Genomic DNA, 17,784 nt, shown 5'->3' with positions numbered 1-17,784 from the left:
ATGGGTGCCGTGGCACCGGTACCGAGCGAGCCCGCCGACGAGACCGAACGCATCGTTGAGCTGGAGGCGGAAGTCGACCAGCTCAAGAGGGCGGTGTACTCGCACGCCGTGGTGGACCAGGCGATCGGAATGATCGTCGCCCTCGGCCGGGTCGCCCCGGACCAGGGGTGGGCGGTGCTGAAGGAGGTCTCCCAGCACACCAACATCAAGCTCCGCCATGTGGCGGAACTGATTCTCATCTGGGGCCGGGAGGGGGAGATGCCGGCCGAGATCCGCGTCGAACTCGAAGAGGCCCTCGAACGCTACGGCCCGACGCAGATTCCGGGATCGGCCAAGGAGTGACTCACCCTTCCGGGGGTCAGCGTGCTTCGGCGAGCAGTTCCTCGCGCAACTGGGCGAAACAGCCGCTCAGCAAGCGGGAGACATGCATCTGCGAGATGCCGAGCTGCCGCGCGATGCGGCTCTGGGTCATCCCGACGAAGAAGCGGAGGTAGAGGATCGTCCGCTCACGTTCCGGGAGCCGTTGCAGACACGGCGAGGCGGACACACGGTCGACGACCACCTCGTACCCCGGGTCCGGACCGCCGATCGCGTCCCCCAGCGCATAACCGTCGGTGCCGGGCATCTCCGCCTCCAGCGACAGCGCGGAGAAGCACTCCAGGGCCTCCATGCCGGTGCGCACCTCGTCCTCGGTCAGCTGCGCGTTTTCGGCGATCTCGGCAACGGTGGGGGCCCGCCCCGGAGTCTGCTGCGACAGCTCCTTGACCGAGTTCCGCACCCGGTTGCGCAGGTCCTGCACCCGGCGCGGCACGTGTAGCGTCCACATGTGGTCGCGGAAGTGCCGCTTGATCTCGCCGGTGATGGTGGGGACCCCGTACGCCTCGAAGGCGTATCCGCGCGCCGGGTCGTAGTGGTCGACGGCCTTCACCAGGCCCAGGGCGGCCACCTGGTACAGATCCTCCAGGGACTCGCCACGGCCCTTGAACCGTACGGCTATCCGCTCGGCCATGGGGAGCCAGGCCTCGACCACTTCGTCCCTCAGCGCCTTGCGGTCCGGCCCGTCGGGCAGATCCACGAGCCGGTCGAATGCCGCGGCGGTGTCAGGGGCGTCGTCGTGGGGATGCTGCTTCGTTCTGGTGGTGGCACTCATCCGAGCGCACCTCCTCAAGCAGGTGCTGACTGGACAGACACCATGGGAGGCGCGGACTCGGACCTCACGGAGGACACCCAGGGGGCGGGCCGGCTCCCACGGACGTGCCTCCTGTCCGAAGCACATAGGAATAAATTCCCACCCCTATGGTACATGAAACGCATTTCGTGAATGCGACTACGTGTTGTCGAGGAATGACTGTCGGTCCGTGTCCGTGCCGCCGGGCGTGTGACCTTGACCTTTCCTTTGGTTCATTACCTCTGCTACAGAGGTAATGTCGTCGGTGTGGAAGAGGAGACCTTTCCCGAAGAGCTGGCAGACGCACTCGTCGGCGTCCAGCGGCTGATCCGGCGCAGACTGCGGCGGGAGATGCCCGCGCCGCCGCTGCGCAGCGCCGAGGTGGAGCTGTTGCGGCTGGTCGCTGAGCGGCCCGGCATCCGGATCTCGGAGGCCGCCAAGGAGCTGTACCTGGCGGGCAATTCGGTGTCCACGCTGGTCAACCAGCTGGCCCGGCAGGGCTATCTGGTCCGCGAGACGGACCCGGCCGACCGGCGCGCCGCCCGGCTGCTGCCCACCCCTGCGGCCGATGCCCGGCTCGGTGAGTGGCGCAAACGGCGCGCGGATCTCGTACGGCGTCAGATGTCCCGCCTGGACGAGGCGGACCGCGAGACGCTGCTCGCGGCGGTTCCGGCGCTGCGCAGACTGGCCGGCACCCTGCGCGAGGAGACGGAGCGACCATGACACGACACACCGCCGAGGCCGTGGCCTGCACCGGGCTCGCCTACGCCTTCGGCGAGACCAACGCGGTGGACGGACTCGATCTGACGGTGCGGGAGGGCGAGGTCTTCGGGCTGCTCGGTCCCAACGGCGCCGGAAAGACCACCGCGATCCGCTGCATCACCACCCTCCTGCCGGTGCCCGCCGGCATGGTCCGCGTCTTCGGGCGCGACGCCGCCGACGACCGGATGGCCGTACGCCGCCTGCTCGGCTACGTCCCGCAGCAGCTGTCCGCCGACGCGAGCCTCACCGGACGCGAGAACGTCGCCCTGTTCGCCCGCGTCTTCGACGTGCCCCGCCGCGAACGCGCCGCACGGGTCGGCCAGGCCCTCGGCGCGGTCGGCCTCACCGGCGCCGCCGACCGGCTCGCCGGCACCTACTCCGGCGGCATGGTCCGCCGCCTCGAACTCGCCCAGGCCCTGGTCAGCGCGCCCCGGCTGCTGATCCTCGACGAACCGACCATCGGCCTCGACCCGATCGCCCGCACCGGCGTGTGGGAGCACATCGGCGCCGTGCGCGCCGCCACCGGCATGACCGTCCTGGTCACCACCCACTACATGGACGAGGCCGACCAGTACTGCGACCGGGTCGGCCTCATGCACCACGGCCGCATCCGCGCCCTCGGCACCCCGGCCGAGCTCAGGGAGGGGCTCGGTGCCCGCAGGCGCGCCGAGGGGGCCGACGCCACCGACCCGCTGCCCACACTGGAGGACGTCTTCCGGGACATCGCCGGCAGCGGACTCGACGAGAGCTCAGGAGACTTCCGCGATGTCCGAAGCACCCGCCGCACCGCCCGCCGTGTCGGCTGACGGGGCCCACCCCGAAGGCATCGACCTGCTGCTGCGGCCACCCGAGCCGCGCGCCGGCTGGCGACTGCTGCCCGCCCGCGTCGTGGCCATGTGCGCCGTCGAACTCCAGAAGCTGCGCCACGACCGCACCGAGCTCTACACCCGCGCGGTCCAACCCGCGCTCTGGCTGCTGATCTTCGGCCAGACCTTCACCCGCATCAAGGCGATCCCCACAGACGGCATCCCCTACATCGACTATCTGGCGCCCGGCATCATCGCCCAGTCCGCGATGTTCATCGCCATCTTCTACGGCATCCAGATCATCTGGGAGCGCGACGCCGGCATCCTCAACAAGCTGCTCGTCACACCCACCCCGCGCTCGGCGCTCATCACCGGCAAGGCGTTCGCGGCCGGGGTGAAGTCCCTGATCCAGGCGGTCGTCGTGATCCTCATCGCCGCGGTGCTCGGCGTCGCGCTGACCTGGAACCCGCTGAAGCTGCTCGGGGTGGCCGCCGTCGTCGTGCTCGGCTCCGCGTTCTTCGCCTGTCTGTCGATGACCATCGCCGGCATCGTCCTCAGCCGCGACCGGCTGATGGGATTCGGGCAGGCCATCACGATGCCGCTGTTCTTCGGCTCCAACGCCCTCTACCCGTTGTCCGTGATGCCGGGCTGGCTCCAGGCGGTCAGCAAGGCCAACCCGCTCAGCTACCAGGTCGACGCCCTGCGCGGGCTCCTCCTCGGCACCCCCGCCCACCTCGCGCTCGACTTCGCCGTCCTGCTCGTGGCCGCCGCGCTCGGTATCACCGCGGCCTCCTCGCTGCTCGGCCGGCTGGCCCGCTGATCTTGGCGCGGAACGTGATGTGCGGCACGTGGGTGAACGCCCCCGGGCGGCCCGGAAGCGGATTCTTCCTGCCCACGGCTTGATCGGTGATCAAGGGGGCGAATGGGCAGGCCACAGCGCATTCTGCTCATTTGACAGTGCACTGAGCACAAAGATAGGAAGCAGCTCTCTGGGTCGAGAGGTGGATTGTGTACGAGCCGAACGTGGTCGGGGACTGGCACGAGTACGACGAGCATGCCGGTCTGCGTGTCCGCGTCCACCGCCTGGAAGCCGCCGAGCCGCCGCGTGGACGGGACGACGCCGCCGAGGGTCTGACCTACTTCAGGGTCCGCGTCACCGTCGAGAACCGCGGTGAGCGGCATCTCGGCATCCACCTCGAGGACGGCCAGATGGACGTGCGGATCGGCCGCGAAGGCGAGGCGGCGTTCATCGACTGGCGCAACTCGCAGTTCATCGAGGGCTTCGACGTCTACCCGCTGCGCCGGGCCACGGCCGTGCTCTACGCCGCCGGTCCGGAGGCGAGCCTGAGCCAGGTCGACATCCAGATCCAGCTGCGGGTCGAGGAGGAGTGGTCCGACCGCCGGCTGTGGAGCGGCGGTCTCGGTCTCCAGGAGAACTGCGTGGGCACCCACTCGGCGACCCTGCGCGACGGCCTCGCGCACCAGGTCAGCAACTTCCTGCGGGAGCAGGCCGAAGAGGGCACCGCCTGACGGGTGAGCGCCCTCGGGCGGCTCAGTGCGGGATGCCGTCGATGATCTCGCGGGCGCCCTGGCGCAGCAGCGCGACCGCTACCGACGTACCCAGGGTCGCGGGGTCGAGCCGGCCCGCCCACTCGTGGGCGTTCAGGCGCGTCTTGCCGTCCGGGGTGAACACACACGCCCGCAGCGACAGTTCGCCGCTGCGGTCGACGCGTCCGTAGCCGGCGATGGGGCTGTTGCAGTGCCCTTGCAGGACGTGCAGGAACATGCGCTCGGCGGTGGCCTCCCGATGGGTGTCCGGGTCCCCGAGGCCGCTGACGCCGTCGATCAGCTCGGTGTCGCCCTCCCGGCACTGGAGCGCGAGGATGCCCGCGCCGATCGGCGGCATCATCACCTCGGGGGAGAGAACCTCGCTGATCACGTCAGTGCGGTCGATGCGCTCCAGACCGGCCACCGCCAGCAGCAGCGCGTCCGCCTCACCGGCCGCGAGCTTCTGCAGCCGCCGGTTGGCGTTGCCGCGGAACGGCACGCACTCCAGCTGCGGGTGTGTGGCGGCCAGCTGGGCCACCCGGCGTACCGAGGAGGTGCCGATGCGCGTCCCGGCGGGCAGCTGGTCCAGCGTGAGCCCGTCCGGGTGCACCAGCGCGTCCCTGATGTCGTCCCGCTTCAGGAACGCGGCGAACGTCGTCCCCGCGGGCAGCGGCCGGTCGGCGGGGATGTCCTTGACGCAGTGCACGGCGAGATCGGCCTCGCCCGCCAGCAGGGCGGCGTCGACCTCCTTGGTGAACGCGCCCTTGCCCTCGACCTGGGAGAGATCGCCCATCCATTTGTCACCGGTCGTCTTCACCGGCACGACCTCGGTGCGCACACCGGGGTGCAGGACCGCCAACTCGGCGCGGACGCGCTCCACTTGGGCGAGTGCCATCGGCGAGTCGCGGGAGACGATACGGATCAGTTCAGGCGCGGACATGCGGACACGATAGACCGTCACAACCCCGCGTTCGCACGCCACCGCCCGATTCCCGTACTGCCCCGCACCCGTGGCGGCGAGGTGAGTACCATCAGCGCGGCCACCGTGAACAGCCCTCCGGCCAGCAAGGTGCCGCGCACACCGACGGCGGGCAGCAACGCGCCCCCGAGCAGCGCACCTGCGGCGATGCCCAGGTTGTAGGCGGCCGAGTTGGCCGCGAGGGCGGTCTCGGTGCGGCCCGGCGCCACCTGGAGCACCCGGCTCTGCGTCGCCATGAACGCGGTCGCGACCGAGGCGCCCAGCACCATGATCAGCGCAATCGTCGCCGCCGGGACATGGCCCGTCGCCCACAGCCCGATCAGCGCCACCGCCTGGGCCGCCACCGGCACGGTCAGCGTGGCACGCGGATGGCGGTCGAGGAGCGGTCCGGTCACGGTGACCGCGGCCAGCGCCGCCCCGCCGAACGCGAGCAGCACCGCACCGACGGCGTCGCCGCCGAATCCGCCCACCTCGGTGAGGAAGGCGACGATGTACGTGAACCCGGCGAAGGCACCGGTCACCGACAGGACGGTGACGGCCAGCACGACGCGAAACCCGCGCCGGTCGGGGGCGGCGCCGTACGCGGAGTGGCCGTCCTGCGGGCGGGACGACGGCAGCAGGATGCCGACGGTCACGAGCGAGAGCAGCGCGAGCACCCCGAGCAGCGCGAAGGGCGTCCGCCAGTCCGTGTGCCCGCCCAGCCACGTCCCGGCCGGAACCCCGGCCACCGTGGCCAGGGAACCCCCGACGGACAGCAGCCCGATGACCCGCCCCCGGCGCTCGGGCGGGAAGAGGCCGACCGCGACGGGCCCCATCACCGACCAGAACACCGCCTGCCCCAGCGCGGTCGCCACGCGCGCCGCCAGCAGCACCCCGTACGACACCCCGCCCAGCGCCGACACCCAACTCGCCAGGGCGAGCAGCCCCAGAATCGCCGTGAGCAGATACCGGCGCGGCACCGAGCGGGTGAGGTGGGCCAGGGGCAGCGACGCCACGGCCACGGTCAGGCCGTAGCCGGTGACCAGAGCGCCCACCGCGGTGAGCGACACCCGCAGATCGTCCGCCATGAACGCGAGCAGCCCGACGGGCAGGTTCTCGGTGGTGTTGAAGGTGAACGCCGCCAGCATCAGCGCCGCGACGACGGCGGCACGCCGCCAGGGTGCCGGACGTACGCTGACCATCCAACCGCCTTTCCGCCAGGGGGAGTCGGGGCCAGCGTGCCGGGCCACCGCCGGCGGTCTCCACTCTTTCGGTCCAGGACGAATCGACGCTTACGACGGGGGTCGCCATGCCGCTCGCCCTGCACCTCGGCACCGACGACCTCACCCGCTGCCGGTTCGCGATCTCGCCGCTGTGCCAGACCCACGAGGCGCTGCGGATGCTCCGTAGGCCCCGACGGCACGGCTACCACCGAAGCTGGCTGCGCCGGGTCCGCCGTACGGTCGACGGCCTCGACCTGGCACTCCTGTGGCTGTTCGTCGCGCCCCCGGGCGGCTACACGCCGGACTTCCTCGGCGCACCCCCCGAGGTGCCGTATCCGGCCTTCGACGACGAACTGGCCCGTATGCGCGCCACCGACCCCGCCCTGGCGCACGCGGAGATGACCCGTTCCCTGGCCTGCACCCCCGGTCTCATCGATTCACCCCGGGGGCGCGCCGCGCTCGACGACCCGGCCGCCACCGTCCGGCGCCTGGCCGACCTCACCGAACGGGCCTGGCACGCCCTGCTCGCCCCGGACTGGCCGCGCCACCGGGCCGTACTCGAGGCGGACATCGCACAGCGCTCGCGCAGAGCGGCAGACGGCGGCCTCGACGCGCTGCTGACCGGTCTGCACCCGACGGTCGACTGGGCCGACCGCACCCTCACCCTGCGCCGGTACGCCGATGTGGCGGACGCGCAACGTCCGGACGGCAGAGGCGTGCTGCTCATGCCGAGTGTGTTCGTGTGGCCGGACGTGGTGAGCGGATTCGCCCGGCCCTGGCAGCCAACGGTCATCTATCCGGCCCGGGGCATGGGCCGCCTCCACACGGCGCCGGAGCCGCGCCCGCCGCAGGCACTCGGCCGGCTGCTCGGACACCAGCGCGCCGCCGTCCTCGCAGGACTCACCGCGCCCTCCTCGACGACGGAGCTGGCCCGACGGCACGGACTGGCCCTGTCGAGTGTGTCGGCACACCTCTCGGTGCTGCGGGAGACCGGCCTGCTGGAGTCCCGGCGGCAGGGCCACTACGTCCTGTACGCGCGAACGGCCCTGGGCGACGCCCTCGTCGAGGGGGACGCCGGCCCAGGGACCGCTTGAGTCGACCGCCCGCGGTGTCAGGCGTTCGGGTCGAACGAGATGCCCGACGGCTTCGCCGACGACAGGTGGGACGCGAAGTTGCCGTCCTTCAGGCCGAAGTTGGCGCTGCCCCAGTTGGCCGCGACCAGCTTGTCCCGGATACCCGACGGGTAGCCGTTCCAGCCGACCAGCGGCGGGTACTGCCAGGTGCCCTCGTGGTTCTCCGGCGGCTCGTCATTGGAGTTGGCCAGCCGGAAACAGTGCGTGCTGATGCCGTCCTTGTGGTAGACGATCTTCGGGTGCGTGCCGTCGAAGCGCACCGAGGAAGCGGCGTGGACCGTGAACGAACCGTGGTTGGACGTCGAGACGTACTGCACCGCGTTGTTCTGCACCCACACCACGACGTGCTCCCAGTCGTGCCGGTGCCCGCCGATGCTGCTGCCCGCGACCGCCTGGTCCTTCTCGAAGTACAGGGCGTACAGGTAGGCGCACCAGCCGTTGTTGCACTTGTAGCGCGAGTACCCGTTGGTGTTGTTCAGGTCCGAGGCGTCACGGCAGCTGCCGTTGAGAGCGCCGGTCGGGTTGAGGCCGCCGTTGAGGGTGCCGTCCGGGCCGATGGCGGGCGTGGAGTAGCAGCCGTCGGTGTCGTAGTCGTAGGCGGGCTGGTAGGTGTTCTCGCCCGCCTCGGCGTTGGCCGGCAGCGCCCCGGGCGGAGCGGCGAGGGCGATGCTGGGGAAGGCGATGACGAGCGCGGCGGCACCGGCCAGACCGGTGAGCCATCTGTTGCGGTGCCTGCGGAACGTCTGTGACGACACAGCGTCTCCTCGGGGTCCTGATGCAGCCCAACGGCTGTGGGGGGAAGGGGAGTTCAGGATCCCGGGATTTCACTTACGCGCCAAGGGCCACGGGCGTACCAGTGGTGAAGGGCAGCGCAATAATTGCCGCCGAACCTGTGAGTCAGGCGTCGTCCGGCAGGTGGGCCGCCGAGTCCTCCGGCATCAGGTCCGGGCGCAGCCGCTGCCACGACGGCTGACGCAGCAGCCCGGACCGGGTACGGACGCTGTAGCGCACCTCGCCCACCAGCCGGGGCTGCACCCAGTGGGCGCCCGCCACATGGGGCACGGGATCGAAGGGACATCCGTCCGTCGCGCCGGCCCGCAGCAGTCCGGCGAGCTCGGTGCGCTCGGCCTCGCTCCAGCCGGTGCCCACGCCGCCGATGTACCGCAGCCGTCCGTCGGGCGAGAACTGCCCGACCAGCAGCGAGCCCGGCAGGCCCGCGATCCGTCCCTTGCCGGGCAGCCAGCCGCCGACGATCACGTCCTCGCTGTGCATGTGGCGGATCTTGATCCAGGCACGGGAGCGCACCCCGGGCTCGTACAGCGAGTCCAGCCGCTTGCACACCAGGCCCTCGAGCCCGTACTCGCGGGTGGCCTCCAGGGCCTGTGCGCCACGTCCCACCAGGGCGCCCGGCGTCGACCAGTGCGGCCCGTCGAGGTCCAGCTCCTCCAGCCGGCCGCGGCGCCGGGAATAGGGGACCTTGAGCAGCGAGTGGCCCGCGAGGTGCATCACGTCGAACAGCACCAGATGGACAGGAGTGCGCGCGGCCATCCTGGCGGCGCGCGCGGGGGCGTGCACCAGTCCCATGCGGGACTGCAGCAACTGGAAGTTCGCGCGCCCCTGTTCGTCCAGCGCCAGGATCTCCCCGTCCAGTACGGCGGACGTGGCGCCGAGCGCCTCTCCGAGCGGCCGCAGTTCGGGATAGGCGGCGGTGATGTCCTCGCCGGAACGGGCCCGCAGCAGCAGCGTGCCGTCCCCTGCCAGATAGGCCACCGCGCGCTGGCCGTCCTGTTTGGTCTCGTACGCCCAGCGCGCGTCCTGCGCGGCGGGCGGCAGGGTGCCGGGCGTGGCGAGCATCGGAGGGATCAGTGGCAGGGTCACGGGTCAGTTCTCGACGGCCCCGCCCTCCCTCACGCACCCCGGCCGCCGATTTCCCCTGATCGGCGGCCCGTACGTCACTGGTCCGCGTTCGGCGGCACGGCTCGCACCAGGCCCGACTGATAGGCCATCACCACGAGTTGGGCACGGTCGCGGGCGCCCAGCTTCGTCATGGCGCGGTGCACATGGGTGCGCACGGTCAGCGGGCTGACGAAGAGCTTCTCGGCGATCTCCTCGTTGGAGTGCCCCTCGGCCGCCCAGGCCATGACCTCCCGCTCGCGCGCGGTCAGGGCGGCGAGGCCGTCGGGAGCGGCGGACTGGGAGCTCTCGGCGGGGGAGGCCAGGAACCGGGTGATCAGCGTGCGGGTCGCGGTGGGGGAGAGCAGGGACTCGCCGGCGGCCACGGTCCGGATGCCGTCGAGCAGCACGTCCGCGGTGACGTCCTTGCCGAGGAAGCCGCTCGCCCCGGCCCGCAGTGCCTGTGCCACGTACTCGTCGATCTCGAACGTGGTCAGGATGAGCACCCGTACCGTCGCCAGGCCCGGGTCCGCGCAGATCGCGGAGGTGGCGGCCAGTCCGTCGGTGCCGGGCATGCGGATGTCCATCAGGACCAGGTCGGGGCGGTGGGTCCGGGCGAGGTCGACCGCCTCGGTGCCGTCGGTGGCCTCGGCGACCACCTCCATGTCCGCACAGGAGTCGATCAGGATCCGGAAGGTGGCCCGCAGCAGGGCCTGGTCGTCGGCGAGCAGTACGCGGATGGTCATGTGCGGGTTCTTCCGGTTCCGGGGCGGTCGGCTACAGCTTCCAGGGAACGGCTCGGCCTGTCGTCGTGCATCCGCCGACAAGCAGGTACTCGCACCGCAGTACGCCGCCGTGCGCAAGGTCATCCCCCAGGGGGAGCGGGCCCGTCCTCACCACACACACGGCAGCTCCACCTCGATCATGGTCGGTCCCCCGGCCGGACTCGACACCCGGACGGTCCCGTCGAGCGCCGCGACCCGTCGCCGCACCCCGAGCAGGCCCGATCCGGCGGACTCGTCCACCCCGCCCCGGCCCTCGTCGCCCACGACGACCCGCAGCCCGCGCATGGTCCGTACGAGGCGGACCGCGGCCGTGGGCGAGCCGCTGTGCTTGGCCACGTTGGTGAGTGCCTCGGCCACCACGAAGTAGCCGGCCGCCTCCACCGCGGCGGGCGCCCGCGGACCCTCGTCCGCCAGGCCGTCCACGTCCACGGTCACCCGCAGTCCTCCGCCCCGCTCGGGTTCGCCCGAGCGGGGCGACCCCCACCCGGCGGCCAGCGCCCGCACCGCACCCGTCAGCCCCCGGTCGCTCAGGATCGGCGGGTGGATGCCGCGCACCACGTCGCGCAGCTCGGCCAGTGCCTCCTCGGCCTGCTCCTGGGCGTCGTCCAGCAGCTTGCGCGCGGCGTCCGGATCACGGTCGTAGGCGCGCTTGGCCAGCCCGATCCGCATGGACAGTGACACCAGCCGGGCCTGAGCGCCGTCGTGCAGGTCCCGCTCGATTCGGCGCAGCTCGGCGCCGTGCGCGGCGACGGCATCGGCCCGGGTCGCGGTCAGCTGCTCGACCCGCGCGGCAAGCAGCGCCCGCGGGGACGGCCTGAGCAGCGCTGTCGACCAACGGGCCTCCAGATCCGCCAGGCGCTCGATCCAGGGCAGCACGACGGCCCGCCGGTGCAGCAGCCCGCACCCCACGCCGTCCACGACGAGCCCGAGCGGCCACAGCGGAAGTGCGAGCACGATCAGCGCGCCGTAGCCGTAGTAGGCGAGCATCCAGCGCAGATCGGTGCGGGTGCCGGGGTCGCGCACGGCCGTGCGCAGCCGTTCGGTGAGCGGTCCGTCGATGCTCCGGTACGCCTCGGGGATCTCCCGCCCCGTCCAGGCGGTGGTCAGCCTCCGCTTGGCCCCGGCGATGCGCCGGACGAGCAGCACCGTCTCGGGGAGCAGCCAGGCGCCGATCACGGCGAGCGTGCCGACGGCGGTGATCAGCAGCACGGTGATGAACAGGTACATCCCGAAGGCCATCGCGGCGGCCACCAGGAGATGGGCCGTTGCGCGCCCGGCCTGCCGCACCGTCGTCCGCATGTCCTTCACGCTAGGCGTCCCGGGACCCGCGCGCGGGGGGTGCGGGCACCAGGGGCGCGGGTGTAGCCCGCTCCACCATGCTCACATCCGTTCAATCAAGTGACTTAGATTGTAGGGAGGTGAAGCCGCGGCGGTTCGAGGGACTGGCCGTCGACGGCCGGTGCGAAGTCCCGTGCGGTGGTGATCATGGCAGGCAGGACGCTGCGGGAGGAACAGGCGGGCGCGACGCGGGAGCTGCTGCTGACCGCGGCCGAGCGGCTGTTCGCCGAGCACGGCGTGTACGCGGTGTCCAACCGCCAGGTCAGCGAGGCCGCGGGACAGGGCAACAACACCGCCGTCGGCTACCACTTCGGCACCAAGACCGACCTGGTCCGCGCCATCGTCCGCCGCCACGCCGTCCGCATCGAGGAGATCCGCGCCCGCCTGGTCGCAGAGGTGGCCGACCCGGACGAGGTGCGCGGCTGGGTGGACTGCCTGGTCCGCCCCTCCCTCGAACACCTCGCCGCGCTCGGCAGCCCCACCTGGTACGCGCGGTTCTGCGCCCAGGTCGTCGCCGATCCCGCGCTGCACCGGATCATGGTCGAGGAGGCCCTCACCGCCCCGTCCCTCCAGACGATCATCGAGGGACTGAACCACTGTCTGCCCGACCTCCCGGCCGAGGTCCGCGCGGAACGCGGCGAGATGGTCCGCCACCTGATCGTGCACGTGGCCGCCGAACGCGAGCGTGCCCTCGCCGAGCACACCACCACCCCGCGCTCCACCTGGGACGACGCCGCCACCGGCCTGACCGACGCCGTCGTGGGAATGTGGCTGGCACCTGTCACGCCCACCCGCTGACGCCACCGCACGAGGAGCCATGACCGTGACAGCGACGCTCGGTGGACGGGGCGGGTCATGAGCCCCCGGCGGACGACCCCGCTCGCGGACGACGTCAGCCCGGACAGACCCGCCCTCGCCCGCGGCGCCGGCCAGCATGTCCTGGTCGTCGCCGGCGACCCAGGCCTCGCCGAACTCCTGTCGACCATTCTGGAGTTGGCCGGCTACCGGATCAGCCTCACCGGCACCGCCGCCGAGGCGCTCGCGCGGGTCGCCAAGCGCAGCTTCGACCTGGTCGTCTTCGACACCGACGTGCCCGACCGGGCAAGCCTCGGCGGGGAGCACCGTCCCCGGCTTCCGCACCGCCCGCCCGTCCTCCTGCTCACCGAGTGCGACTCCCTGCCGCGGCTCGTGCCCGAACTCGGCCCGGGGGAGCGGGACTACGTCACCAAGCCGTTCCGGGTGGCCGAGGTCCTCGCCCGCATCCAGGTCCTGCTGCGCGACGCCCGCACCGGCCCGCCCAGGAGCACTCCGCTGCACTACGGCGACCTCGTGCTGGACGACACCGTCTGCCGCGCACACCGTGGCACGCGGGCGCTCGATCTCACGCCCGCGGAGTACCGGCTGCTGCGCCATCTCCTGGTCAACGCGCACCGGGTGCTGTCCAAGGAGCAGATCGGCCGCTACGTCTGGGGCGACCATCGCGGCGACAACGCCATCGAGCAGCTCGTCTCCCGGCTGCGCCGCAAGGTCGACCGGGAAGCGCCGGCGCTGATCCACACCCGGCGGGGCTTCGGGTACTGGCTGGGCCGGGCCGACCCGAATTCGCCTGGCGGAGACGGCAGTTGAGAGCGGCCCTGTGATCTGAGCCACGTCAGTCTTCTGTCAGGAAACTGACCGGAAGGCGTCAGACCCCTCTGTTTGCATGTGCTCATCGACACCGCCCCCCACATCCGAGGTGAGCCATGGCCGAGATCCTGACCGACGCCACGCCCCAACCACGGGACGACGTCCCCGAGTTCCCCATGCCCAGGGAGTCCCGCTGCCCCTTCGACCCGCCGCCCGCGCTGAAGGACCTCCAGGAAGAGGGCCCGCTGACCAAGGTGCGGCTGTGGGACGGCAGTGAGTCCTGGCTCGTGACCCGGTACGCCGAGCAGCGGGCCCTGCTGGGCGACCCGCGCGTCAGCGCCGACACCGACCGGCCCGGCTACCCCACCAAGGCCAGCCCCGAGGGCGGTGAGGGCAAGCTCAGCTTCATCATGATGGACGACCCCGAACACGCCCGGCTGCGCCGGATGGTGACGGCGCCGTTCGCCGTCAAGAAGGTCGAGGCCCTGCGGCCGGCCGTGCAGCGCATCGTGGACGGTTTGATCGACGACATGCTGGCCGGACCCGCCCCGGTGGACCTGGTGGACGTGTTCGCCCTGCCGATCCCCTCGCTGGTCATCTGCGAGCTGCTGGGCGTGCCGTACGAGGAGCACGAGTTCTTCCAGGAGAACACCAGGACCATGGTCCGAACGACCGCCACGCCCGAGGAGCGGGGCGCGGCGAGCCGTGAGGTCGCGGGCTATCTCGCCGGCCTCCTGGGCAGGCGTCTCGCCGATCCCAAGGACGACCTGCTCTCCGGCATCGCCGCGCGCATCACCGCCGGCGAACTGACCCATCAGCAGGCGACCGAGATGGCCCTGCTCCTGCTGATCGCCGGGCACGAGACCACCGCGAACATGATCGCGCTGGGCACCCTGGCCCTGCTCCGGAACCCCGGCCAACTGGCCCTGCTGCGCGAGACCGACGACCCGAGGTTCGTAGCCGGGGCCGTCGAAGAACTCCTGCGCTATCTGCACATCACGCACCTCGGCCGACGGCGGGCCGTGACCGAGGACATCGAGATCGCGGGCCGCGTGATCAAGGCCGGCGAAGGCGTGATCATGGTCAATGAGATCGGCAACCGCGACCCCGAGGTCTTCACCGACCCCGACCGCCTCGACCTCACCCGCGACGCCCGCCGCCACGTCGCCTTCGGCTTCGGCGTCCACCAGTGCCTGGGCCAGCCGCTGGCCCGGATGGAGCTGCAGGTCGTCTACGGCACCCTCTACCGGCGCATCCCGACGCTGAAACTCGCCTGTGCGCTGGAGGACGTCCGGTTCAAGACCGACGCGTTCATCTACGGCGTCCACGCACTGCCCGTGTCCTGGTGACCGCTCCCCACCACCCCGCAACACCCAAGTCTTAGGAGGGGAACCCGATCATGAAGGTGGAGCTGGAGGCCGACAAGTGCGTCGCGTCCGGGCAGTGCGTGCTCGCCGCGATGGACGTCTTCGACCAGGACGACGACGGCATCGCGATCCTGCTCGACGAGCAGCCCGCCGCCGAACATCTCGACGGCGTGCGGGAAGCCGTGGCGATCTGCCCGGCCGCCGCGATCCGGCTGGTCGACCGGTGAGGCGAGTCGTCGTCGTGGGTGCCTCGGCCGCCGGACTCGCGGCGGCCGAGACGCTCCGCCGCGAGGGCTACGACGGCGCCCTCACCCTCGTCGGAGACGAACCGCTCGTCCCGTACGACCGCCCGCCCCTGTCCAAGCAACTGCTGTCCGGCGCATGGGAACCCGAACGCCTGGCCCTGCGCACCCCGGACGACCTGTCCGGGCTCGGCCTCGACCTACGACTCGGCGTGCCCGCCACGGGCCTGCGACTCGCCGACGGCACGGTCGAGTCGGCCGACGGCTCGACGGTGCCGTACGACGCTCTGATCGTGGCCACCGGGGTACGGCCGCGCAGACTGCCCGGCGTGGGCGGGCATGTGCTGCGCACCCTGGACGACGCGGTGCGGCTGCGGGACCGGCTGACGCCGGGCACGCGGCTGGCGGTGGTCGGCGCCGGGTTCCTCGGGGCCGAGGCCGCCGCCGTCGCCTGGCGGCTGGGCTGCGAGGTGACCCTTCTCGAACCCGCCCCGGTGCCGCTGGCCCACGCCGTCGGGACCGAGGTCGGCGAGGTGCTGACACGCGCTCACCTGGAGCGGGGGATCGACCTGCGCTGCGGGGCCACCGTCACCGAGGCGGTCGAGGGCGGGGTGCGGCTCGCCGACGGTGAACTCGTCGAGGCCGACGAGGTGTTGGTCGCGGTCGGCTCGCTGCCCAACACCGACTGGCTCGCCGGCAGCGGGCTCACCGTCGGCGACGGCGTGGTGTGCGACGAGTACTGTGAGGCGGCGCGGAACGTGTACGCCGCAGGGGACGTCGCCCGGTGGTACAACCCGCTGTTCGGGCGGTCCATGCGGATCGAGCACCGCACCAACGCCGCCGAACAGGGCATGGCGGCCGCCCGCAACCTCCTTCGCCCCGACGCCCGCAAGCCATTCGCGCAGGTGCCGTACTTCTGGTCCGACCAGTACGACATGAAGGTCCAGGCGTACGGATATCTGCGCGGCCACGACGAAGTCTCCGTGGTGGAGGGCGACTTGACCGATGGCCGGTTCGTGGCCGCCTACCGTGCCGGAGACCGCGTGACCGGCGCCCTCGCGGTGGGCATGCCGCCCAAGGCGATCCGGCGGTGGCGGCAGGCCATCGCGTCCGGCGTGAGCTGGCGGGAGGTGGTGGGGGTCGATGCCATCGCAAATTAATTGAGTTACGCAATGAGATGTTAAAGTGGCGGCATGTCCACACCACCACTCCCCGAACTCCCCGACACGCCCGCGTCCCCGGAAGTGGTCGAGATCGAGCGTGCGCTCACCCGCATCACCTATCTGAGTACGCGGGCCCGGCAGCACGACCGGCTGATGACGCTGGCCGGCGTGCCGCTGGACCGGGCCGCAGTGGCGCTGCTGCGTCAGGTCGCCGACTCGGAGCCGCTGCGCCCCGGGGAGCTGGCCGGGCGGCTCGGTGTGGAGGCCTCGCACGTCACGCGCACGGTGCAGCAGTTGCAGAAGTCCGGCTACGTCACCCGCGTCCCGGACCCCCAGGACCGCCGGGCCCAGCGCATCGAGCTCACCGAGGCCGGCGGTCAGGCCATCGCCCGGGTCCGGGACGCCGGCGCCCGGGGCATGCAGCTCGCCCTGGCCGACTGGACACCCGAGGAACTGCGTCAGCTGGCCACCCTCTTCCACCGCATGGTCGACGACTTCCTCAGCCACGCCGTCGACGAGGACGGCGAACGGCAGCCGACGGCACCGTCCGGAACCGCCTGAACCGGACGCTCACGCGGAGGCCGTGCGAGAGCGCCGATCGGACGGGCCGGGAGCGGGCGCGGCCCGTCCGGGCGAGGCCGGCTCCCGCAGCCCGCACAGCAGCAGCCGCCCCAGTGCGGGCAGGACGATGAGCGGGACCAGCGCCGTCCGCAGCGAGGTGGCGTCGGCCAGCGCGCCGACGGCCGGCGCGGCCAGCCCGCCCACACTCACGGCCAGCCCCAGCGTCACTCCGCTCGCGGTGCCCACCCGCCGGGGCAGGTAGTCCTGGCCGAGCGTGACGTGCAGCGAGAACGGGACATACAGACCGGCCGACGTCAGCGCGACGAACAGATACACCGACGGCCCCGGTACGAGCACCACTCCGGCCACCGCGAGCACCGACAGCGTGTACGCCTGACGTACGACCGCGAGCCGCCCGTACCGCTCGGCGAGCCGGCCTCCGGTCACGGTGCCCACCGCGCCGCCCGCGTAGAGCACGCCCAGCGCGGCCGTGCCGGCCATCTCCCCGCCGCCGGTCCGCTGACGCACGTACAGCGAGACGAAGGCGCTCAGGCCTACGAACACGACCGACCGGCACATGATCGCGCCGGAAAGGCGCAGGAACGACGGCCAGTCGTCGGTGCCGACGCCCTCGCCCTCACGTTCGGCCGCGCCACGGCCCGCGGCCGAACGCACCGCCGCCGCACACAGGGCCGCTCCCACGACGGCCGGCACGAACAGCAGGGGAGAGGCGCCGAGTCCGCCGGTGGCGACCACCGCCGCCACCAGCAGCGGCGCGAGGGCGAAACCGACGTTGCCGCCGAGGGAGAACCAGCCCATCGCCGTATGACTGCCCCGCGAGGCGGCTCGGGCCGCGCGGGCCGCCTCCGGGTGGTAGGCGGCGACCCCGATACCGGACACGGCCACCACCGCCAGCGTGAGCGCGTAGGACCCGGTGACACCACTGAGCGCCACCCCCGCGCCGCCGGTCAGCGCGCTCAGCGGCAGCAGCCAGGGCATCGCCCACCGGTCGGTGAGCGCCCCGAACAGCGGCTGCACCACCGACGACAGCAAGGACGCGGCGAGGACGACACCGGAGGCCGCGGCATAGCTGTAGGCGCGCTCGGCGACGAAGTAGGGGACGAGGGCCGCGACGGCACCTTGGTACACGTCGACACAGGCATGGCCCAGGGACATCAGGGTGATCGCTCGGCTGTGTTTCTCGGTCACCC

General features: G+C 71.9%; 20 protein-coding genes. 12 read left to right on the top strand and 8 right to left on the bottom strand.

Going from position 1 to position 17,784, the window contains the following annotated elements; translation table 11 throughout:
• Positions 1 to 342: an ANTAR domain-containing protein gene (locus tag ACFQ6S_RS08810; protein WP_383405237.1), complete on the top strand. Its 342-nt coding sequence runs from the start codon at positions 1 to 3 to the stop codon at positions 340 to 342.
• Positions 343 to 358: 16 nt separating this feature from the next.
• Here ACFQ6S_RS08810 and ACFQ6S_RS08805 read toward each other — a convergent pair whose 3' ends face one another.
• The gene (locus ACFQ6S_RS08805) at positions 359 to 1,150 is read right to left on the bottom strand and encodes a SigB/SigF/SigG family RNA polymerase sigma factor (protein ID WP_383405235.1); all 792 of its coding nucleotides are present in this window, start codon (positions 1,148 to 1,150) and stop codon (positions 359 to 361) included.
• A gap of 285 nt (positions 1,151 to 1,435) precedes the next feature.
• Between ACFQ6S_RS08805 and ACFQ6S_RS08800 the strand changes: the two genes are divergently transcribed.
• The 4 genes from ACFQ6S_RS08800 (at position 1,436) to ACFQ6S_RS08785 (ending at position 4,266) form a co-directional block, all read left to right on the top strand.
• A complete protein-coding gene (locus tag ACFQ6S_RS08800) occupies positions 1,436 to 1,891 on the top strand; it encodes a MarR family winged helix-turn-helix transcriptional regulator (protein ID WP_383405233.1) in 456 nt (151 codons plus the stop codon).
• The gene (locus ACFQ6S_RS08795; protein ID WP_383405231.1) at positions 1,888 to 2,736 is read left to right on the top strand and encodes an ABC transporter ATP-binding protein; all 849 of its coding nucleotides are present in this window, start codon (positions 1,888 to 1,890) and stop codon (positions 2,734 to 2,736) included. The genes ACFQ6S_RS08800 and ACFQ6S_RS08795 overlap by 4 nt, the downstream gene beginning before the upstream one ends.
• A complete protein-coding gene (locus ACFQ6S_RS08790; protein WP_383405229.1) occupies positions 2,696 to 3,556 on the top strand; it encodes an ABC transporter permease in 861 nt (286 codons plus the stop codon). The genes ACFQ6S_RS08795 and ACFQ6S_RS08790 overlap by 41 nt, the downstream gene beginning before the upstream one ends.
• Before the next feature lie 188 nt (positions 3,557 to 3,744).
• Positions 3,745 to 4,266, top strand: coding sequence for a hypothetical protein (locus ACFQ6S_RS08785; protein ID WP_383405227.1), 522 nt, complete (start codon positions 3,745 to 3,747; stop codon positions 4,264 to 4,266).
• Positions 4,267 to 4,288: 22 nt separating this feature from the next.
• Here ACFQ6S_RS08785 and hemC read toward each other — a convergent pair whose 3' ends face one another.
• Together hemC and ACFQ6S_RS08775 are read right to left on the bottom strand one after the other, a co-directional pair.
• Positions 4,289 to 5,224 carry a hydroxymethylbilane synthase gene (gene hemC / locus ACFQ6S_RS08780; RefSeq protein WP_383405225.1) on the bottom strand — a complete coding sequence of 312 codons (936 nt, stop codon included), beginning with the start codon at positions 5,222 to 5,224 and terminating at the stop codon, positions 4,289 to 4,291.
• Positions 5,225 to 5,241: 17 nt separating this feature from the next.
• Positions 5,242 to 6,444, bottom strand: coding sequence for an MFS transporter (locus ACFQ6S_RS08775; RefSeq protein ID WP_383405223.1), 1,203 nt, complete (start codon positions 6,442 to 6,444; stop codon positions 5,242 to 5,244).
• A 107-nt stretch (positions 6,445 to 6,551) separates the two neighbouring features.
• Between ACFQ6S_RS08775 and ACFQ6S_RS08770 the strand changes: the two genes are divergently transcribed.
• Positions 6,552 to 7,559: a DUF5937 family protein gene (locus ACFQ6S_RS08770; protein ID WP_383405221.1), complete on the top strand. Its 1,008-nt coding sequence runs from the start codon at positions 6,552 to 6,554 to the stop codon at positions 7,557 to 7,559.
• Between the two features lie 17 nt (positions 7,560 to 7,576).
• On the opposite strand, the gene ACFQ6S_RS08765 is transcribed toward ACFQ6S_RS08770, so the two are convergent.
• The 4 genes from ACFQ6S_RS08765 to ACFQ6S_RS08750 all read right to left on the bottom strand — a co-directional run bounded on the left by ACFQ6S_RS08765 (position 7,577) and on the right by ACFQ6S_RS08750 (position 11,575).
• A complete protein-coding gene (locus tag ACFQ6S_RS08765; protein ID WP_383405219.1) occupies positions 7,577 to 8,353 on the bottom strand; it encodes an NPP1 family protein in 777 nt (258 codons plus the stop codon).
• A gap of 142 nt (positions 8,354 to 8,495) precedes the next feature.
• Positions 8,496 to 9,476 (bottom strand): ATP-dependent DNA ligase, encoded by a 981-nt coding sequence (locus ACFQ6S_RS08760; RefSeq protein WP_383405217.1) that lies wholly within the window; start codon positions 9,474 to 9,476, stop codon positions 8,496 to 8,498.
• Positions 9,477 to 9,550: 74 nt separating this feature from the next.
• Complete coding sequence (locus tag ACFQ6S_RS08755; protein WP_383405215.1) at positions 9,551 to 10,237, bottom strand: response regulator; 687 nt, start codon at positions 10,235 to 10,237, stop codon at positions 9,551 to 9,553.
• Positions 10,238 to 10,384: 147 nt separating this feature from the next.
• The gene (locus tag ACFQ6S_RS08750; protein ID WP_383405213.1) at positions 10,385 to 11,575 is read right to left on the bottom strand and encodes a histidine kinase; all 1,191 of its coding nucleotides are present in this window, start codon (positions 11,573 to 11,575) and stop codon (positions 10,385 to 10,387) included.
• Positions 11,576 to 11,761: 186 nt separating this feature from the next.
• Between ACFQ6S_RS08750 and ACFQ6S_RS08745 the strand changes: the two genes are divergently transcribed.
• The 6 genes from ACFQ6S_RS08745 to ACFQ6S_RS08720 all read left to right on the top strand — a co-directional run bounded on the left by ACFQ6S_RS08745 (position 11,762) and on the right by ACFQ6S_RS08720 (position 16,573).
• On the top strand, positions 11,762 to 12,412 hold the full coding sequence (locus ACFQ6S_RS08745; RefSeq protein ID WP_383405211.1) for a TetR/AcrR family transcriptional regulator: 651 nt from the start codon (positions 11,762 to 11,764) through the stop codon (positions 12,410 to 12,412).
• A gap of 57 nt (positions 12,413 to 12,469) precedes the next feature.
• Positions 12,470 to 13,240 carry a response regulator transcription factor gene (locus ACFQ6S_RS08740; protein ID WP_383405209.1) on the top strand — a complete coding sequence of 257 codons (771 nt, stop codon included), beginning with the start codon at positions 12,470 to 12,472 and terminating at the stop codon, positions 13,238 to 13,240.
• A gap of 116 nt (positions 13,241 to 13,356) precedes the next feature.
• Positions 13,357 to 14,589 carry a cytochrome P450 gene (locus ACFQ6S_RS08735; protein ID WP_383405207.1) on the top strand — a complete coding sequence of 411 codons (1,233 nt, stop codon included), beginning with the start codon at positions 13,357 to 13,359 and terminating at the stop codon, positions 14,587 to 14,589.
• Positions 14,590 to 14,639: 50 nt separating this feature from the next.
• The gene (locus ACFQ6S_RS08730) at positions 14,640 to 14,834 is read left to right on the top strand and encodes a ferredoxin (protein ID WP_274248851.1); all 195 of its coding nucleotides are present in this window, start codon (positions 14,640 to 14,642) and stop codon (positions 14,832 to 14,834) included.
• Complete coding sequence (locus ACFQ6S_RS08725; RefSeq protein ID WP_383405205.1) at positions 14,831 to 16,009, top strand: NAD(P)/FAD-dependent oxidoreductase; 1,179 nt, start codon at positions 14,831 to 14,833, stop codon at positions 16,007 to 16,009. The genes ACFQ6S_RS08730 and ACFQ6S_RS08725 overlap by 4 nt, the downstream gene beginning before the upstream one ends.
• 33 nt (positions 16,010 to 16,042) lie before the next feature.
• Positions 16,043 to 16,573: a MarR family winged helix-turn-helix transcriptional regulator gene (locus ACFQ6S_RS08720; RefSeq protein WP_383405203.1), complete on the top strand. Its 531-nt coding sequence runs from the start codon at positions 16,043 to 16,045 to the stop codon at positions 16,571 to 16,573.
• Between the two features lie 9 nt (positions 16,574 to 16,582).
• Here the strand turns inward: ACFQ6S_RS08720 and ACFQ6S_RS08715 are convergent, their stop codons facing one another.
• Positions 16,583 to 17,749 carry an MFS transporter gene (locus ACFQ6S_RS08715; RefSeq protein WP_383406506.1) on the bottom strand — a complete coding sequence of 389 codons (1,167 nt, stop codon included), beginning with the start codon at positions 17,747 to 17,749 and terminating at the stop codon, positions 16,583 to 16,585.
• Positions 17,750 to 17,784 lie beyond the last annotated feature (35 nt).

This window comes from Streptomyces sp. NPDC056479 (genome assembly GCF_042795335.1).
Lineage (GTDB): Bacteria > Actinomycetota > Actinomycetes > Streptomycetales > Streptomycetaceae > Streptomyces.
This window is presented reverse-complemented; position numbering and strand designations above follow the sequence as displayed.

Bases quoted from the DNA above. Each gene is read 5' to 3' on its own strand.
- ACFQ6S_RS08810 (WP_383405237.1), top strand. From the start codon at position 1: ATGGGTGCCGTGGCACCGGTACCGAGCGAGCCCGCCGACGAGACCGAA.
- ACFQ6S_RS08805 (WP_383405235.1), bottom strand. From the start codon at position 1,150: ATGAGTGCCACCACCAGAACGAAGCAGCATCCCCACGACGACGCCCCT.
- ACFQ6S_RS08795 (WP_383405231.1), top strand. From the start codon at position 1,888: ATGACACGACACACCGCCGAGGCCGTGGCCTGCACCGGGCTCGCCTAC.
- ACFQ6S_RS08790 (WP_383405229.1), top strand. From the start codon at position 2,696: ATGTCCGAAGCACCCGCCGCACCGCCCGCCGTGTCGGCTGACGGGGCC.
- hemC (WP_383405225.1), bottom strand. From the start codon at position 5,224: ATGTCCGCGCCTGAACTGATCCGTATCGTCTCCCGCGACTCGCCGATG.
- ACFQ6S_RS08775 (WP_383405223.1), bottom strand. From the start codon at position 6,444: ATGGTCAGCGTACGTCCGGCACCCTGGCGGCGTGCCGCCGTCGTCGCG.
- ACFQ6S_RS08770 (WP_383405221.1), top strand. From the start codon at position 6,552: ATGCCGCTCGCCCTGCACCTCGGCACCGACGACCTCACCCGCTGCCGG.
- ACFQ6S_RS08755 (WP_383405215.1), bottom strand. From the start codon at position 10,237: ATGACCATCCGCGTACTGCTCGCCGACGACCAGGCCCTGCTGCGGGCC.
- ACFQ6S_RS08750 (WP_383405213.1), bottom strand. From the start codon at position 11,575: ATGCGGACGACGGTGCGGCAGGCCGGGCGCGCAACGGCCCATCTCCTG.
- ACFQ6S_RS08745 (WP_383405211.1), top strand. From the start codon at position 11,762: ATGGCAGGCAGGACGCTGCGGGAGGAACAGGCGGGCGCGACGCGGGAG.
- ACFQ6S_RS08740 (WP_383405209.1), top strand. From the start codon at position 12,470: ATGAGCCCCCGGCGGACGACCCCGCTCGCGGACGACGTCAGCCCGGAC.
- ACFQ6S_RS08735 (WP_383405207.1), top strand. From the start codon at position 13,357: ATGGCCGAGATCCTGACCGACGCCACGCCCCAACCACGGGACGACGTC.
- ACFQ6S_RS08730 (WP_274248851.1), top strand. From the start codon at position 14,640: ATGAAGGTGGAGCTGGAGGCCGACAAGTGCGTCGCGTCCGGGCAGTGC.
- ACFQ6S_RS08720 (WP_383405203.1), top strand. From the start codon at position 16,043: ATGTCCACACCACCACTCCCCGAACTCCCCGACACGCCCGCGTCCCCG.
- ACFQ6S_RS08715 (WP_383406506.1), bottom strand. From the start codon at position 17,749: ATGTCCCTGGGCCATGCCTGTGTCGACGTGTACCAAGGTGCCGTCGCG.